This is a genomic window from Caulobacter sp. 17J80-11, assembly GCF_014349105.1.
GTDB lineage: Bacteria > Pseudomonadota > Alphaproteobacteria > Caulobacterales > Caulobacteraceae > 17J80-11.
In genome coordinates this window covers 25208-40789 of record NZ_JACSJI010000026.1, presented here as the reverse complement: position 1 = coordinate 40789, position 15582 = coordinate 25208, and the positions used below count along the sequence as shown (strand labels likewise).

Genomic DNA, 15582 nt, shown 5'->3' with positions numbered 1-15582 from the left:
GTGCCGCCCAGCGCCATGGCGCCGCCGGCCCCGCCGCCGCCGCCGCCGCCGCCGCCGGCTCCGGTGATGGAAGCCCGCGACTTCGTGGTCTACTTCCCGTTCGATCAGTACGTGCTGACGCCGGAAGCCCAGACCGTGATCCAGGAAGCGGCCAACTACGCGTCGCACGGCAATGCGACCCGCGTGGTCGTGGTCGGTCACGCCGACACCTCCGGCTCGGCCGCCTACAACATCCGCCTGTCGGAGCGCCGCGCGAAAGCCGTCGCCGACTCGCTGGTGGGCATGGGCGTCAACGGCTCGGTCCTGTCGGTCGACTGGAAGGGTGAATCCGAACCGGCCGTCGCCACCGGCGACGGGGTGAAGGAGCCGCTCAACCGCCGCGCCTCGATCAACATCAACTTCTGATCTTGATCACCTGAGATCGTCGCTTTCGGGCGATGTCGCGGAAGCCCGGCCGAAAGGCCGGGCTTCTTGCGTTTGCGCCGTCTCCGTTGCGCCTGTTCACGCGCGGGCGCATCGTGTGCCCATGACGCGCAGATCCTTCGTTCTGGGCCTGAGCTTCGCGGCCGCCCTCGCGGTGGGCGGGGCCAGGGCCGCGCCCGCTCCCGTCACGCAGACCGCGGTGTTCGCCGGCGGCTGCTTCTGGTGCACGGAGGCGGACTTCGAGAAAATCCCCGGGGTGGTCTCGGCGGTGGCGGGCTACACCGGCGGGTCCGAGCCGCGGCCTACCTACGAACAGGTGTCGAGCGAGCGCACCGGCCATGTCGAGGCGGTGAAGGTCACCTTCGACCCGAACAAGGTCAGCTACCGCACCCTGGTCGACAAGTTCTGGCGGACCATCGACCCCACTGACGCCGGCGGCCAGTTCTGCGACCGGGGGCCGTCCTACCACACCGCCGTGTTCGTCTCGGGCCCTGACCAGCGCCGCGAGGCCGAGGCGTCGCGCGCGGCCGCCGCCGCTCAGGTGAAGGGCAAGTTCGTCACCCCCATCCGCGACGCGACGACCTTCTGGCCAGCCGAGGCCTATCACCAGGACTTCTACAAGAAGAACCCGCTGCGCTATCGCACCTACCGCGAGGGCTGCGGCCGCGACGCGCGGCTCAAGGCCGTATGGGGAGGCCGCTAGCCGGATCGCGCGGCCGGCGCACGTAATCCTCGCCGACGCCCATGGCGAAGTCGCGGGTGCGCTTGCGGTCAAGCTTCACGGCGACCGGCTCCCAGCCGCCGAACCGCGCGAAGTCGGCGGCGAACTCCGGGCGGATGCTCTCCGAGAGGCTGACCGCCAGCACGCGCGGGCCGTCGGCCGGCGTCAGGGGCGCGAAGGTCTCGGCGTGGCTGCGGGGCGCGGCGGTGCGCACCCAGGCGCGCAGGCCCGGATGGCCGTTCTTCCCGAACCAGTCGCGGCCGTAATAGGCCAGCGAGTTGAAGAGGAAGCGGTCGTCGACCGCCACGGCGCCCAAGCCTGCGTCCGCCTGCTCGCGCTCGGCGCGCGCCGTCACCTCGCGGGTCATGGCCTCCCAACCGCGCACCCGCTTGAAGGTGTTGGCCGCGCCGATGGCGTCGCCCAGCGGCGGGAAGGCGCCGATAATCATGATCACGGCGGCGATGACCCCTTGGGTCGCCACCGCCGTGGTCAGGGTCCGGCGCGCGTGCCAGCGCACCAGCCAGGCGGCCACCAGCACCGAGCCGGCGACATAGGCCGCCGCCGCCCAGTTGGCGTTCGCCCGCGACAGCAGCGCCTGGATGGCGACGAAGATCAGCGGCGGCAGGGCCATGCAGGCCAGCAGCTTGTCGGCGGGGGCCGACGCGGCTTCGCGCCCGCGCAGCAGCATCCACACGCCCACCCCCAGCACCCCGAAGGCCACCGGCCCGAACACGCCGAACTGGCCCACGACGAAGTCGAGGAGCTCGGCCGGATGGAACAGGTCGCCAGCGTGCCAATTGGCGTTGTCGGCCGTATGCGCGACCGTGGCGAAGCCGTGGTGGGCGTTCCAGATCACGTTGGGCGCGGCGACCACGGCGAAGGCGGCCAGCGCCGCCAGGCCGGTCTTCCAGTTCCAGGCCGCGCGCGCCTCGCGCGAGATCACGGCGTGGGCCAGCAGGCCGGCCAGGAAGTAGAGGGCGGCGTACTTCGACAGGAAGGCCAGGCCCAGCGCCGCCCCCATGCCGAGCGCGGCGGTCAGGCGGCCCCGATCGTCGGCCGCGGTGACCAGCCGCGCGTAGGCCCACAGGGTCAGCGACAGGAAGAACAGCAGGGAGGCGTCGGTGGAGACCAGGCCCGAGGACAGCACCACGCCCGGCATCAGGCTGTAGAGCACCGCCGACCACAGGCCGGTGCGCGCGTCGTAGAGGGTGCGGCCGACCTGGAACAGGGCGAGCGCCGCGCCGGCGTGCAGGAACAGCGACGACAGCCGCACCCACGCCTCGTCGTTCCCGCCGATCGCCGTGGTCAGGTGGATCAGCCAGGCGATCATCGGCGGCTTGGAGTAGTAGCCGAAGTCGAGCTCGCGCGACCAAAGCCAGTACTGAGCCTCGTCCGGATAGAGCTCGAGCGGGGTGGTGAACAGCACGACCAGCCGCACCAGGGTCAGCACGCCGACGAAGGCCAGCGTGGTCCGCCACGGATCCCGCAGGATGGATGTCGAACTCATGCGCGCGCCCTCCGAACCGCGCGGGACGCTGGCCTTTCGCGCCGATCGTGTAAAGAGCGCGCCATGACCGCTTCCGAACTCCCCGTCGTCCGCTTCAAGCCCAAGGCTCACCAACGCGCCCAGCGCGGCCACCCGTGGATCTATTCCAACGAGGTGGAGATGGACGCCGCCACCAAGGCCCTGCCGGCGGGCGCCCTGGTGCAGGTGGCCACCGGCAACGGCGAGGTGCTGGACCACGGCTGGTTCAACCCGTCGACCCTGATCTCGGTGCGGCGGCTGGAGACCGGCGCCGTTCCGCCGGGCGCCGACTTCTTCGAGGCGCGGCTGCGCGCCGCCGCCGAGTTGCGCGAGCGCCTGTTCGAGGAGCCGTGGTGGCGCTGGATCCACGCCGAGGCCGACGGCCTGCCGGGCCTGATCGTCGACCGCTTCGGCGACACGGTGGTGCTGCAGGCCAACACGGCCGGGGCCGACCGCGCGCTGGACCAGATCGTCGAGGCGATCGGCCGGGTCGCCCCGGAGGTGACGACCATCGTGGCCCGCAACGACACCGCCTCGCGCGGGCTGGAGGGCCTGGCCCAGGAAGTCCGGGTCTTGAAGGGTTCCGTCGAAGGCGCGGTCCGCGTGCGCGAGAACGGCGCGACCTATTTCGCCGACCCGCTGGAAGGCCAGAAGACCGGCTGGTTCTACGACCACCGCGCCAACCGCGCCCTGGTGCGCCAGGTGGCCAAGGGGCAATCGGTGCTCGACCTCTACGCCTACGCCGGCGCCTTCGCGGTGCAGGCGGCGCTGGGCGGGGCCGAGCGGGTGGTCAGCGTCGACCGCTCCGAACGCGCGCTCGAGTTCGCCGGCCGCGCCGCCGCCGCCAACGGCGTCGACGGCAAGATCGCCTTCCAGCGGGCCGACTGCTTCTCAGTGCTGGAGGCGGCCGAGCCGGGCGGCTTCGGCCTGGTGGTCGCCGACCCGCCGGCCTTCGCCAAGTCGCGCAAGGACCTGCCGCAGGCGCTGAAGGGCTACCGCAAGCTGGCCCGGCTGGCGGCCCGCGCGGTCGCGCCGGGCGGCTTCCTGTTCATCGCGTCCTGTTCGCACGCGGTGGACGCGGCCGCCTTCCAGGCCGAGGTGGCCCGCGGCGTGCACGAGGCGGGGCGGCGGGGGCGGATCGTCGCCCGCGGCGGCGCCGACCGGGACCACCCGGAACACCCTCACCTGCCCGAGAGCGCCTACCTGAAGAGCCTGCTGTTCGCCCTCGTGTGACCTGGCGGCCACTTCCCGTGAGCCTCGGGGGCGGTCCGGCGACGGGCCGCCCCCTTTCTCGTCGGGGCGCTCGCGGCTTGACCCCCCGCATAGGCGTGCCTATCTGCGCGCGCTTTAGAATGCAGGGGTCGAAATGAACCGGGTCGTTCCCGCCGAGTGGGCGCCGCACCGCGCGATGTGGCTGGGCTTCCCGAGCCACGCCGATCTTTGGCTGGAGAACCTGGAGCCCGCCCAGCAGGAAGTGGCCGACCTGGCCCGCGCGCTGGCCGAGTCCGGCGGCGAGCGGGTGCGGCTGATGGTCCACGGCGACGAGGCCGAGGCGGCCGCGCGCGCCCTGCTGGACGGCGTGAAGGGCGTGGAGATCGTCCGCGGCCTGTTCGGCGACATCTGGTTCCGCGACACCGGCCCGATCTTCGCCAAGGACGTGGCCGGCGAGAGCGAGACCGACGCGGCGGTCGGCTTCCGTTTCAACGGCTGGGGCGGCAAGTACGAGCTGCCGCACGACGACGAGGTGGCCGGCCAGATCGCCGCCGCCGCCGGCGTCGACCTGCAGGTGAACGACTTCGTGCTGGAGGGCGGGGCGGTCGACCACGACGGCTACGGCACCGTCCTGACTACCGACCAGTGCCTGCTCAATCCCAACCGCAACGACGGCTGGACCGAGACCCAGGCCGAAGCGGCCCTGGCCCAGGCCCTGGGCGCCAAGAAGGTGCTGTGGCTGGGCGAAGGCCTGCTGAACGACCACACCGACGGCCACGTCGACAACCTGGCGCGCTTCGTGGCGCCGGGCGTGGTGGCCTGTCCGGTCGCCTGGGGCAAGGACGATCCGAACCAGGCGGTCTACGACGAGACCGCGCGGCGGCTGACGGCCATGACCGACGCCCGCGGGGTGGCTCTGAACGTGGTGCGCGTGCCGTCGCCCGGCCGCATCGTCGACGAGGACGGCAAGGTCGTTCCGGCCTCGCACATGAACTTCCTGATCGCCGACAAGGCGGTGATCGTGCCGATCTACGAGGAGCGCTCCGGCGCCTTCGCCGTGGAGGCGCTGAAGAGCGTCTTCCCCGAGCGCGAGGTGATCGGCCTGTCCTCGGTCGCCATCCTGTCGGGCGGCGGTTCGTTCCACTGCATCAGCCAGCAGGAGCCCGCGTAAATGGCCCGCACCATCACCGTCGCCGCGCTGCAGTCGTCCTACGGCGCCGACATGGACGCCAACATCCGCCGCACCGCCGAGCTCGTGCGCGAGGCGGCCGGGAAGGGCGCGCAGGTGATCCTACCCTCGGAGCTGTTCCAGGGGCCGTACTTCTGCGTCAGCCAGGAAGAGCGCTGGTTCGGCACGGCCTATCCGTGGCGCGAGCACCCGTGCGTCATCGCCATGGCCGACCTCGCCAAGGAGCTGGGCGTGGCCATCCCCGTTTCGATCTTCGAGCGCGAGGGGCCGCACTACTTCAACTCGATGGTCATGCTGGACGCCGACGGTTCGGCCATGGGCGTCTACCGCAAGAGCCACATCCCCGACGGCCCGGGCTACCAGGAGAAGTACTACTTCCGCCCGGGCGACACCGGCTTCAAGGTCTGGAACACCAAGCACGGCCGCGTCGGCGTGGGCATCTGCTGGGACCAGTGGTACCCGGAGTGCGCGCGCGCGATGATGCTGCAGGGCGCCGAGGTGCTGTTCTACCCGACCGCCATCGGCTCGGAGCCGCACGACAAGGAGCTGGACACCGCCGAGCCGTGGCGGCGCGCCATGGTCGGTCACGCGGTCTCCAACGTGGTGCCGGTCGTGGGCTCGAACCGCACGGGCCACGAGGACGTCACCGCGGCGGGCCAGACCTTCTACGGCTCGTCCTTCATCGCCGATCACCGCGGCGACCTGGTCGCCGGTTTCGGCCGCGACGACCAGGGCGTGCTGACCGCGACCTTCGACCTCGACTACGTCGATCGGCACCGCGCGGCGTGGGGCTTCTTCCGCGACCGCCGCACCGACCTCTACCGCAGCCTGGTGGACCCGCGCCCGGCGTAGGGCTCAGCGCGCCGCGTCAGCCTGCGCCGCGCAGACCGGATTAACGACGCCCTTGGCCCGCGCCGCGCCGACTTCCGCGCGCGCGGCCGTAAGGTCGGCCTGGAAGGCCGGGTCGGCCATGAGCTTGTCGTAGATCGCGTCGCCCAGCTTTCGGCCGGCCTCGACGTCGCTGGGGTGGTGCAGGCCGCAGACCACGCGGCTGTCGCCGATGCGCTTTCCCTGCGCCAGCAGCGCCTCGGCCCGGTCGGGGGCGAGATCGGCCATGACCCGCGCCCACAGCCAGCCGGCGGCGGCATGGCCCGAGGGATAGGCCGAGCTCTGGTCGACTTCGGGCGAGGTGCGCACGCAGACCGCGCCGGGCGCCTCCAGATAGGGCCGGGTCCTGAACCACTTGGTCTTGGCCACGGTCCAGGCGTCGATGGTGTCGGCCAGCGAGCGGGCGAACAGGCGCGTCAGGGCCGGGGCCTCGGCGGGCGTGACGTGTGCGCCGAGCGCGCAGTCGAACAGGGTGGGCGCGAAGGCAGGATCCAGCTCCGCGTCGGCTTGCGCCGCGGTCCAGCGCGGCGTGTCCTCCAGCGCGCGGGTTTCCAGATAGGCGCGTCGGTCGGCCTGGTCCTCGGGCGACCCGGCCGCGGGCGGCGGCGGCAGATCGGCCAGCACGGCGCTGGCTGTCGCGGCGGACAGATAGCCGCTCGGGGCGATGGCCGCGGGCGTGATCTGGCCGGTCACCGCCGCGCAGCCGGCGACGGCGATGCAGAGGCTCAGGACGAGGCGGATCGGCGGGCGCACGCCGCAAGCATGCCGCCGACCGTGCCCGGGGTCAAAGTCAGGCGAGCGGGCAGCCCTGCGGCGGCGTCTTGCTCGCGGCCCGGGCGGCGGCCACCTCGGCGCGCGCCTTGTCCATGTCGGCCTGGAAGGCCGGTTCGGCCTGCAGGCGGGCGAACAGGGCCGTGGCGACGAGCTGGCCGGCCTTCACGTCGGTGGGGTGGTGCACCCGGCAGGCGATGCGGCTTTCGCCGAAGTCGAGCCCGCGCGCGATCGCCTGGCTCGCGCGGTCCGGAGCGGACTCGGCGAGCATCAGGGCGAACAGGTAGCCCGCGGCGGCGTGGCCGGAGGGATAGGACGGCGAGGCGGCCAGCTCGGCGCGCGGGGTGGCGGCGCAGTACGGCGCGTCGGCGGCCGGGTCGCTTTCGAACGGACGGTCGCGCGGGTACAGCGCCTTGGCCTTGTCGATCAGCGGCCCGCCGTCGGCGAGCACCCGCTGGAAGGTCATGAAGAGGGTCGGGGCGGTCTGCGGGGTCAGTTCGACGCCGACCGCGCAGCGGAAGCCGTGCCCGATCCCCTTGAGGCTGTCGTCGGCCTTGGCCTGTTCCCAGCGCGGCGAGCCGACCGGAACCGGGGCGTAGGCCGCCTTGTCGGCGGCTTCGGCGGGGGAGCCGGGCTTCGGCGGGGCGGGCAGGAAGACGGCGGGGTCGAGCCCGCCCGCCGGCAGATAGCCGGACGGCTTCGGGGTGTTGCCGGCGTTCTGGGCCGCGGCCGCGCCGCCCAGCAGGACCGCCGCGCCGAGCGCGACCGCCAAAGTCTTTCGCATGGAAGTCCCCCCAAAGGCCGCATCCGGCTCCGCAGCAGCTTAGCCGCGGAGCCGGACGGGGGGAATCACTTCGGCCGCGCGCCGTGCTGCAGCGCGCCCTGGGCGCGGTTGCGCTTGCTCTCGTCGCCGCCGGTCTGCTTGCTCATGTGGCCGCGGTCGAAGTGGCCGCGGTCCTCCTCCTCGTCGGTGGCCAGGCGCTTGCCCATGCCGGGCTGGCTGCCCGAGCCGCCGCCCTGGCTGAAGGTCATGTCCTCGGCCGGGATGTCCTCGCCCTCCGGGATGGCGCTCACGCCCTTGCCGCCGCGGGTGGGGTAGTGGCCCTTGCCGAAGCCGCTGGTCTGCTGAGGATGCTTGCCGATCATGCCGGTGCGGCCTTCCAGGTCGCCGCCCTTGGAGTCGTCGCGGTGCTGGCCCATGCAGTGGGTCTCCTCTCGGATGTCAGTCGAAGCGCCGGCCCTCGGCCGGATCGCCGCGCGCGCCCAGCCAGGGGTCGCCGGACTCCTGGGCTTCGTACGCGCCGCTGCGGCCCTCGGCCGGATCGCCGCGCGGGCCGAGGTACGGATCGCCCAGGTCGTCGATATCGGGGGTGAAGTCGCGGCGCAGGGCCCGCTGGGTCGCCCGCACGGGGCGCAGCGAGGTGTCGGTGTGCAGGTTCTCGGCCACGCCGCGCGGGCCCTTGTAGCGCGGCACCCCGCGCCGGTGATCCAGGTTGGCGGTCATGGACGGCCCGCCCTGGGGCTCGACCCCGCCCTCGTGCGGTCCGGGGGCGACATAGGAGGAGGACGTCGCGCCCGCCTCGGTGGCGCCGACCGAGCCCAGCACGCCCGAGCGGTCGCCTTCGACCTTGTTGGTTTCGAAATGGCCCTTCTTGCCGGTGAGGTTCGGGCCGCCTTGCTCGGCCATGACGCAGGTACTCCTCCGACCCATACGCGGTCGTCGGAGGGGAAAGCGGCCACGGCCCCGGCGGTTCCTAAGGCCCCGCTTTTTCAAAGAAAAAGGGGCCGGATCGCTCCGGCCCCTTCCGAATTTCCGACGCGCTCGGGCGTCAGGCCGTCTTGTCGAACAGCTTTTGCCAGCGGCGCTTCTCGCGGTTCTTCCAGCCGCCGCGGTGGTAGGCGTCCGAGCCGATCAGCGGCACCACGGTGGTGGCTTCGGCGAACACCATCTGTTCCCAGGTCACGTCGACCTTGCCCCAGGAGCAGGCTTCCTTGAGGGTCGAGGACGAGCAGGCGCCGTCGCGCACGTCGGCGACGGTGATCTGCACCGCGTACTTGTGCATGTCGGCTTCGATGCCGAGGATTTCGGCGCAGACCACGGTGTCCTGGGCGAAGTTCTTCGGCACGCCGCCGCCGACCATGAACAGGCCGGTGGTGCCGGCCGCGATCTTCACGTCGGTCAGTTCGCGGAAGTCGGCCACCGAGTCGATCGACAGGTAGGGCTTGCCCTCCTTGATGCGCTCGACCTGGTGCTTCACCAGGCCGAAGCCGGCCGAGGAGTCGCTGAAGGCCGGGCAGAAGATCGGCACGCCTTCTTCATAGGCGGTCTGGATCAGCGAGCCGGTCTTCTTGGCGTTGCCGGCGGCCAGCCACTTGCCGATCTCGTAGATGAATTCGCGCGAGGAGTAGGGGCGCGGCTCCAGCGTGTTGCAGATCTCGTAGATCGTGTGGTCGACGCTCTGGAGCTCTTCCTCGTCGATATAGGTGTCGTAGATGCGGTCGATGTACATCTCGCGCAGCTCACGGTCGTCCACCGTCGAGTCGGCCTGGTAGTGCTTGAAGCCCAGCGCTTCCAGGAAATCCATGTCGATGATCGAGGCGCCGGTGGCGACCACCGCGTCGATCATCCCGAACTTCACCATGTCGCGGTAGACGTGCATGCAGCCGCCGGCCGAGGTCGAGCCGGCCAGGATCAGCCACGGCGAGCAGTCCTTGTCCTCGATCGCCATGTTGAAGATGTCGGCCGCGCGCGCGGTGTCGCGCGAGGAGAACGACATCTTGCGCATGCTGTCGATGATCGGGCGGGCGTCGAACGAGGTCATGTCGACGTGCTCGACGGTCTTGGCCAGCAGCTCCGCCTTGCGGTTGTTGTTCTGAACCGGTGCGTTCATCTCAGTGGTTTCCCAGTGGTTTGAGCGCCCGTCCTTCATGAAACCGCGGGCCGGGACGGAGCGACCGGCGCGCGGATATAGCCTTTTATGGAACGGCCCCCGCTTTTAAGCGGAGGCCGGCCCGGAAGACTAACGATTTCAGGTCCCGCCCAGCTTCTTCGGCCGGTCGGGGGGCAGGCTTATCGGCGACGGCGCTTCTTGCCGGCCGCGCCCTTCGGACGCGACAGGCGCACCACCTTGCGCTCTTCCTCTTCGCGCTGACGCACGAGCGGGATGGCGCGCGGGGCCAGGCCGTACATCGAGGCCATCGGGCTGTCCTCGACCTCGACGGTCTCGGTGTCGCCGTAGCCGTTGAACCGGGTGTTCATGGCGACGCCGTAGGCGCCGAGCATGCCGATCTCGATGTAGTCGCCTTCGCGCACGTCGGCCGGCAGCCAGAACGGACCCGGCATGTGGTCGATCGAGTCGCAGGTCGGCCCGTAGAAGCGGAACGGCTTCAGCTCGGTCGAGGCCTCGCCGTCACGGATCAGCTTCACCGGGAACGGCCATTTCGAGTGCGTCGCGTCGAACAGCGAGCCGTACGACCCGTCGTTCAGGTACAGCGCGTCGCCCTTCTTCAGATCGACCTTGCACAGGATGGACGAGGACTCGGCCACCAGCGCGCGGCCGGGCTCGGCCCACAGCTCGGTCGTTTCCGACACCGGCATCTCGGCGAAGCCGCGATGAATGGCGTCGACGTATTCCTGCAGCTCGGCCGGATGCATGCCCGGGTAGATCGACGGGAAGCCGCCGCCCACGTCGACCACGTCGGCGAACACGCCGGCGCGGACCAGGGCGCGCGAGACCTGCGCCATCGCCGCCTGGTAGGCGGACGGACGCATGCACTGCGACCCCACGTGGAAGGCCACGCCCATCAGCTGGTCGGTCGCCTGGCGGGTGGCCAGCAGCAACGACGGGGCTTGGTCCGGCGACACGCCGAACTTGCCCGACAGCGAATAGGCCGCGCCGTCGGCGCTGACCGCCATGCGCACGATCAGGTTCAGATCCTTCGCGCCGCCGGTCGCCTCGAGGATCTTCTGCAGTTCCTCATGGCAGTCGAGCGAGAAGGTCTTCACGCCGTAGTCGAAGTACGCCTTGGCGATCGCCGCCCGGCTTTTCACCGGGTGCATGAAGGCCAGGCGCGCTTGCGGCGCGACCGAACGCACGAGCTCGATCTCGGGGACCGAAGCCACGTCGAAGGACGTCACCCCGTTGCGCCACAGGGTCTCGATGACCCACGCAGACGGGTTCGCCTTTACGGCGTAGAAAACGTCGCCTTTGAGATTAGCCTGGAACCATTTCGCCGCTTCGGCCACCGTACCCGGCCGCACGAGGGCGACAGGGCGTTCCGGAGACCGCGCTCGGACCAGGTCCAGGGGCGTATGGTGCTTTTCCACCCACGCAACCCCCAACAAGTTGTTGAACCCAGACCGGCGTTAGCAGCGTTTCGGACGTCCCGGGGTCCGCCGGAGCCGCGCGAAATAGGGTCATTTGGCCGGCGTGTAAAGTCTCCAATTGGTAAAACCCCTGGAATGGCCGAACATCGGCATGCGGCGGCTGGTCGCAACAGGTCTACCCATGGCGTTTCGCCGGCACTGGCGGCATAGATTCGCGTTGTCATGAAAGCGTCGCGCAGCTTAGCCATTGCGGGCGCATAAGTAGTGTGGGGGGCCGCGTGACCACGACCGCCGTGGCGTCGGTACGCGCCGTGACGAAGACGTTTGGATCGCACCGGGCGCTGGACGGCGTCTCGGTGGAGGTCCGCGCCGGCGAGATGGTGGCGCTGATCGGCCCGTCCGGGTCCGGAAAGTCGACCCTGCTGCGCGCCATCACCGGCCTGGCCCCGATCGACCGGGGCGTGGGCGCCATCGACGTGTTCGGCGTGGCCGTGCAGCGCGACGGGCGGGTCACCGGCCAGGTGCGCAAGGCGCGCGCCCGGCTGGGCTTCGTGTTCCAGCAGTTCAATCTGGTCGGGCGGCTGTCGCTGTTCACCAACACCCTGCTGGGCGCGCTGCCGCGGCTGGGCTTCTGGCGAGGCCTGCTCGGCGCCTGGCCGCAATCTGAGAAGCGCCGCGCCATGGCGGCTTTGGCCCGGGTGGGCGTGGCCGACTACGCCGGCCAGCGCGCCAACACCCTGTCGGGCGGCCAGCAGCAGCGCGGCGCGATCGCGCGCGTGCTGGTCCAGGGCGCCCAGGCGATCCTGGCCGACGAGCCGGTCGCCTCGCTGGACCCCGTGTCGGCCCGCCGGGTGATGGAGCTGCTGGTCGAGCTGAACCAGCGGGACGGCCTGGGGGTGATCGTCACCCTGCACCAGGTCGATTACGCGATCCGTTATTGCGACCGGGTGATCGCCCTGCAGAAGGGCAAGGTCGTCTACGACGGCCCGAGCAAGACGCTCGGCCGCGCAAAACTCATCGAGATCTACGGTCCTGAGATCGAGGACGCGTTCTGGGAGGGAGTCGCCCCATGATCCGCCGCACAGCCCTTATGGGCCTGGCCGCGCTGTCGCTGGCCCTGACCGGCTGCAGCCAGGCCGAGAAGCCGGCCGCAAACGGGCCGAAGGAAATCAACTTCTCCATCCTGTCGACGGAGAACTCCCAGAACCAGGAGCAGCTGTGGAAGCCGTTCCTGGCCGACATGGAGAAGCAGACCGGGCTGAAGGTGAAACCGTTCTTCGCCTCCAACTACACCTCGCTGGTGGAGGCGATGCGCTTCAACCAGGTGCAGGTGGGCTGGTTCTCCAACCAGTCGGGCCTGGAGGCGGTGCGCCGCGGCGGCGGCCAGGTGTTCGTCCGCTCGTCCGACCCCTCGGGCGTGGACGGCTATCACTCGGTGATCATCGTCAAGGCCGACAGCCCGCTGACGCTCGACGACATCACCGCCTGCGGCAAGAAGCTGACCTTCGGCCTCGGCGACGCGAAGTCCACCTCGGGCACGCTGGCGCCGATGACCTACCTGTTCCTGCCCAAGGGCATCGATCCGCAGAAGTGCTTCAAGACCGTCCGCTCGGCCAACCACGAAGCCAACCTGATGTCGGTGGCCAACGGCGTGCTGGACGCCGGCACCAACAACTCCACCCAGCTGAAGCTGCTGAAGGAGACCCGGCCGGAGCTGGCCGCGAAGGTGAGAGTGGTGTGGACCTCGCCGACCCTGCCGGAAGACCCGATCGTCTGGCGCAAGGACCTGGACCCGGCCACCAAGGAGAAGGTGCGCTCCTTCTTCCTGACCTACGGGACCGGCACGGGCGCCGAAGCCGAGCGCCAGCGCGCCGTCCTGGCCAAGCTGTCCTTCGGCGTGTTCAAGCCGGCCGACGATACGCACCTGCTGCCGGTGCGCGAGATGGAGGCGACCGAGGCCCTGCTGGCGGCCCGCAATTCCGGCGACGCGGCCGCCGTGACCAAGGCCGAAATGGCGCTGGCCGACATCACCCGCGAACGCGCCGCGCTTGAGGCGAAGACCGCCCAGGCCCCGGCCGACGCCCCCGCCCGGTAATGAGACTCCCATGACCGCCGCCGCCGTTCCCGCCCCGCCGAAGCGGTCCGTCTCGGACATCGCCTTCGACGTCCTGCTCTGGGGCGGCGTCCTGGCCCTGCTGGCGGCCAGCTTCGGCCCGGCGGAGATGTACAAGCTGCCGCTGGTGGTCTCGAAATCGGAGAACATGCGCCAGTTCGGCCAGGGCTTCGCCCATCCGAACTGGAGCGACTGGCGGCTCTATGTCGGCCAGATGTGGCTGACGATCCAGATCGCGCTGTGGGGCACTTGCATCGCCGTGGTCCTGGCCGTGCCGCTGGGCCTCGCGGCGGCCCGCAACATCGCGCCCGCCTGGATCGTGCAGCCGGTGCGCCTGGCCCTGGACGTGCTGCGCTCGGTGCCCGACCTGGTGATGGGCACCATCTTCGTGGTCGCCGTGGGCCTGGGTCCGTTCGCCGGGGTCATGGCGCTGGCGCTCAACACCGGCGGGGTGCTGGGCAAGCTGTTCTCCGAGGCGGTCGAATCGATGGACCCGCGCCCGGTCGAGGGCGTGCGCGCCACCGGCGCGACCCCGCTGCACGAGATCGTCTGGGGAGTGATCCCACAGGTCGCGCCGCTGTGGACCTCCTACGCCCTCTACCGCTTCGAATCGAACTCGCGCTCGGCCACCGTGCTGGGCCTGATCGGGGCCGGCGGCATCGGCCAGCTGCTGTTCAGCAACCTGCAGAGCTTCGAGTACGAGCGAGTGTCGGCCATCGCCATGGTCATCACGGTCGCCGTCTTCCTGATCGACCGGCTGTCCCAGGCGATCCGTAAGCGACTCCTCTAGTTCGGGCCGCCGCCCGCGCCTCAGCCGGGCGTTGTTTCAGCAAAATCGCGTCGAACGCGCCGGGTCTCGTGCCTGCGCCGGGCGTCGGCAGGTCGCTAACGCGGGTCGCCGATCGCGTTCAACTGCGAGCGAGGTGATCGCCGACGAGCCAATTCCCCCGGAGTCTTCGGCGAACGCGGGTCGCTGGTCAAAAGGGTGTTGTGACCTTTACGCACCACCTTCGATCCGGGTGCGGACTGTCATGTTTCCTTCGCACAACTGCTAAGTCGCCGTCATGTGGCCCTCGTAAATCCCCGCTCGACCTGACGTGAAGGGTCGGGTGGGGATCTAAAGGACCAATGACCATGCGGAACAACCCGCTGCTCGCCGGCGCCGCTCTGGGCGTCCTCGCGGCCGTCGCCCTGGGCGCCGCCGCTCAAGCTCAAGAGCTGTCGACCGCCTGGAAGGGCGCGCCGGAGTTCTCGAACGACGACGTGAAGTTCAAAGTCCGCGGCCGCATCCTGGTCGACGGCGTGTACGAAGACGTCGATCGCGAAACCGGCACGGACTTCACCGCCCGTCAGGTCCGCGGCCGCCAGGTGTTCCTGGGCGTCGAAGGCCAGCTGAACTCGCAGTGGGCCTACAAGATCGAAGGCGGCTGGGTGAACGGCGGCACGCCGTCGTGGGACGACGTGGTCATCGAGTACAAGCCGACCGAGAACATCTCGCTGATGGCCGGCAACCTGAAGGTCGCCTCGCTCGAGAACCTGACCTCGACCCGCTTCACCTCGTTCATGGACCGCGGCCCGTTCGCCGACGTGACCGACGCCAGCTACACCCTGGGCGTGGTCGGCAAGTACGTCAGCAACTCCAACTGGTCGGCCGCCCTGGGCGTGACCGGCGGGTCGATCAACGACGCCGACGTCGCCACCGGCAACGGCGTGACCGATGCTGAAGAGCGTCTGGGCGTCACCGGCCGCTTCACCTACGCGCCGATCGTCACCGACACCGACAAGCTGCACCTGGGCGTGTGGGGCCGTTACCGCGACGCCGGTTCGGAAGCCTTCACCTACCAGGCCCGCCCGAACACCAACTACGGCGCCCGCTACGTCTCGACCGGCGCCTTCGCGCAGGCCGACACCACCTACGCCGCCGAACTGGCCTGGGTGCACAACAGCATCTCGGTGCAGGGCGAGTACGCCATGATCAACGCCGAGGGCCTGACCGCCGTCTCGCCGAAGAAGGCCAACGCCGACATCAAGACCGGCTACGCCTTCGTCAGCTGGTTCCCGACCGGCGAGAGCCGCAACTACGACGTGAAGAAGGCCGAGTTCGGCCGTCAGAAGGTCCTGAACCCGACCACCGCCGGCGGCACGGGCGCTCTGGAACTGCTGGCCCGCTACGACTACGCCGACCTGACCGACGCCCACAACCTGCCGGCTCCGGGCGTGATCGGCGCCGCCGGCGAATACACCGGCTACACCCTCGGCGCGAACTACTACCCGTTCCCGTACGTGAAGTTCATGGCCAACTACACCGCGGGCAAGAACGACAACCCGGCCGCGGGCTCGGACGTCGACGTCAACGTCTTCCAGCTGCGCGCTCAGCTCGACTTCTAATGAATTGACGGTCCGCGGCCCTCGC

16 protein-coding genes are annotated in these 15582 nt (G+C 70.2%); 9 read left to right on the top strand and 7 right to left on the bottom strand.

The window, feature by feature from the left end:
• Both H8B08_RS18525 and msrA read left to right on the top strand, forming a co-directional pair.
• The coding region (locus H8B08_RS18525) for an OmpA family protein (RefSeq protein WP_187451681.1) at positions 1-405 on the top strand (405 nt) is incomplete at its 5' end.
• Between the two features lie 121 nt (positions 406-526).
• Positions 527-1126 carry a peptide-methionine (S)-S-oxide reductase MsrA gene (gene msrA, locus H8B08_RS18520; protein WP_187451680.1) on the top strand — a complete coding sequence of 200 codons (600 nt, stop codon included), beginning with the start codon at positions 527-529 and terminating at the stop codon, positions 1124-1126.
• Here the strand turns inward: msrA and H8B08_RS18515 are convergent.
• A complete protein-coding gene (locus H8B08_RS18515; protein WP_187451679.1) occupies positions 1101-2651 on the bottom strand; it encodes a glycosyltransferase family 39 protein in 1551 nt (516 codons plus the stop codon). The two genes, msrA and H8B08_RS18515, sit on opposite strands and share 26 nt — an antisense overlap.
• Before the next feature lie 63 nt (positions 2652-2714).
• Between H8B08_RS18515 and H8B08_RS18510 the strand changes: the two genes are divergently transcribed.
• The 3 genes from H8B08_RS18510 to aguB all read left to right on the top strand — a co-directional run bounded on the left by H8B08_RS18510 (position 2715) and on the right by aguB (position 5922).
• A complete protein-coding gene (locus H8B08_RS18510) occupies positions 2715-3902 on the top strand; it encodes a class I SAM-dependent rRNA methyltransferase (protein WP_187451678.1) in 1188 nt (395 codons plus the stop codon).
• Between the two features lie 133 nt (positions 3903-4035).
• On the top strand, positions 4036-5052 hold the full coding sequence (locus tag H8B08_RS18505; protein WP_187451677.1) for an agmatine/peptidylarginine deiminase: 1017 nt from the start codon (positions 4036-4038) through the stop codon (positions 5050-5052).
• Positions 5053-5922: an N-carbamoylputrescine amidase gene (gene aguB / locus H8B08_RS18500; protein ID WP_187451676.1), complete on the top strand. Its 870-nt coding sequence runs from the start codon at positions 5053-5055 to the stop codon at positions 5920-5922.
• A gap of 3 nt (positions 5923-5925) precedes the next feature.
• Here the strand turns inward: aguB and H8B08_RS19700 are convergent, their stop codons facing one another.
• The 6 genes from H8B08_RS19700 to H8B08_RS18470 form a co-directional block, all read right to left on the bottom strand.
• A complete protein-coding gene (locus H8B08_RS19700; protein ID WP_187451675.1) occupies positions 5926-6711 on the bottom strand; it encodes a phosphatase PAP2 family protein in 786 nt (261 codons plus the stop codon).
• Between the two features lie 37 nt (positions 6712-6748).
• Positions 6749-7513 carry a phosphatase PAP2 family protein gene (locus H8B08_RS18490; RefSeq protein WP_187451674.1) on the bottom strand — a complete coding sequence of 255 codons (765 nt, stop codon included), beginning with the start codon at positions 7511-7513 and terminating at the stop codon, positions 6749-6751.
• Positions 7514-7578: 65 nt separating this feature from the next.
• A complete protein-coding gene (locus H8B08_RS18485; protein WP_187451673.1) occupies positions 7579-7929 on the bottom strand; it encodes a hypothetical protein in 351 nt (116 codons plus the stop codon).
• 22 nt (positions 7930-7951) lie between these two features.
• A complete protein-coding gene (locus H8B08_RS18480; protein ID WP_187451672.1) occupies positions 7952-8416 on the bottom strand; it encodes a hypothetical protein in 465 nt (154 codons plus the stop codon).
• Between the two features lie 142 nt (positions 8417-8558).
• The gene (locus tag H8B08_RS18475; protein ID WP_370545535.1) at positions 8559-9659 is read right to left on the bottom strand and encodes a deoxyhypusine synthase; all 1101 of its coding nucleotides are present in this window, start codon (positions 9657-9659) and stop codon (positions 8559-8561) included.
• A gap of 140 nt (positions 9660-9799) precedes the next feature.
• Positions 9800-11056 carry a type III PLP-dependent enzyme gene (locus H8B08_RS18470; RefSeq protein ID WP_187451670.1) on the bottom strand — a complete coding sequence of 419 codons (1257 nt, stop codon included), beginning with the start codon at positions 11054-11056 and terminating at the stop codon, positions 9800-9802.
• 278 nt (positions 11057-11334) lie between these two features.
• Between H8B08_RS18470 and phnC the strand changes: the two genes are divergently transcribed.
• From phnC to H8B08_RS18450, 4 genes are all read left to right on the top strand, one after another.
• A complete protein-coding gene (gene phnC, locus H8B08_RS18465; RefSeq protein ID WP_187451669.1) occupies positions 11335-12129 on the top strand; it encodes a phosphonate ABC transporter ATP-binding protein in 795 nt (264 codons plus the stop codon).
• Positions 12126-13151, top strand: coding sequence for a phosphate/phosphite/phosphonate ABC transporter substrate-binding protein (gene phnD / locus H8B08_RS18460; RefSeq protein WP_187451668.1), 1026 nt, complete (start codon positions 12126-12128; stop codon positions 13149-13151). Before phnC ends, phnD begins: the two co-directional genes overlap by 4 nt.
• Positions 13152-13161: 10 nt before the next feature.
• Complete coding sequence (gene phnE, locus H8B08_RS18455) at positions 13162-13959, top strand: phosphonate ABC transporter, permease protein PhnE (RefSeq protein ID WP_187451667.1); 798 nt, start codon at positions 13162-13164, stop codon at positions 13957-13959.
• Positions 13960-14297: 338 nt separating this feature from the next.
• A complete protein-coding gene (locus H8B08_RS18450; RefSeq protein WP_255500949.1) occupies positions 14298-15557 on the top strand; it encodes an OprO/OprP family phosphate-selective porin in 1260 nt (419 codons plus the stop codon).
• Positions 15558-15582: the final 25 nt, after the last annotated feature.

What these genes read in the sequence shown, in the direction of transcription:
- msrA (WP_187451680.1), top strand. Translation starts at nt 527, where the DNA reads ATGACGCGCAGATCCTTCGTTCTGGGCCTGAGCTTCGCGGCCGCCCTC.
- H8B08_RS18515 (WP_187451679.1), bottom strand. Translation starts at nt 2,651, where the DNA reads ATGAGTTCGACATCCATCCTGCGGGATCCGTGGCGGACCACGCTGGCC.
- H8B08_RS18510 (WP_187451678.1), top strand. Translation starts at nt 2,715, where the DNA reads ATGACCGCTTCCGAACTCCCCGTCGTCCGCTTCAAGCCCAAGGCTCAC.
- H8B08_RS18505 (WP_187451677.1), top strand. Translation starts at nt 4,036, where the DNA reads ATGAACCGGGTCGTTCCCGCCGAGTGGGCGCCGCACCGCGCGATGTGG.
- aguB (WP_187451676.1), top strand. Translation starts at nt 5,053, where the DNA reads ATGGCCCGCACCATCACCGTCGCCGCGCTGCAGTCGTCCTACGGCGCC.
- H8B08_RS18490 (WP_187451674.1), bottom strand. Translation starts at nt 7,513, where the DNA reads ATGCGAAAGACTTTGGCGGTCGCGCTCGGCGCGGCGGTCCTGCTGGGC.
- H8B08_RS18485 (WP_187451673.1), bottom strand. Translation starts at nt 7,929, where the DNA reads ATGGGCCAGCACCGCGACGACTCCAAGGGCGGCGACCTGGAAGGCCGC.
- H8B08_RS18480 (WP_187451672.1), bottom strand. Translation starts at nt 8,416, where the DNA reads ATGGCCGAGCAAGGCGGCCCGAACCTCACCGGCAAGAAGGGCCATTTC.
- H8B08_RS18475 (WP_370545535.1), bottom strand. Translation starts at nt 9,659, where the DNA reads ATGAAGGACGGGCGCTCAAACCACTGGGAAACCACTGAGATGAACGCA.
- phnD (WP_187451668.1), top strand. Translation starts at nt 12,126, where the DNA reads ATGATCCGCCGCACAGCCCTTATGGGCCTGGCCGCGCTGTCGCTGGCC.
- phnE (WP_187451667.1), top strand. Translation starts at nt 13,162, where the DNA reads ATGACCGCCGCCGCCGTTCCCGCCCCGCCGAAGCGGTCCGTCTCGGAC.
- H8B08_RS18450 (WP_255500949.1), top strand. Translation starts at nt 14,298, where the DNA reads ATGACCATGCGGAACAACCCGCTGCTCGCCGGCGCCGCTCTGGGCGTC.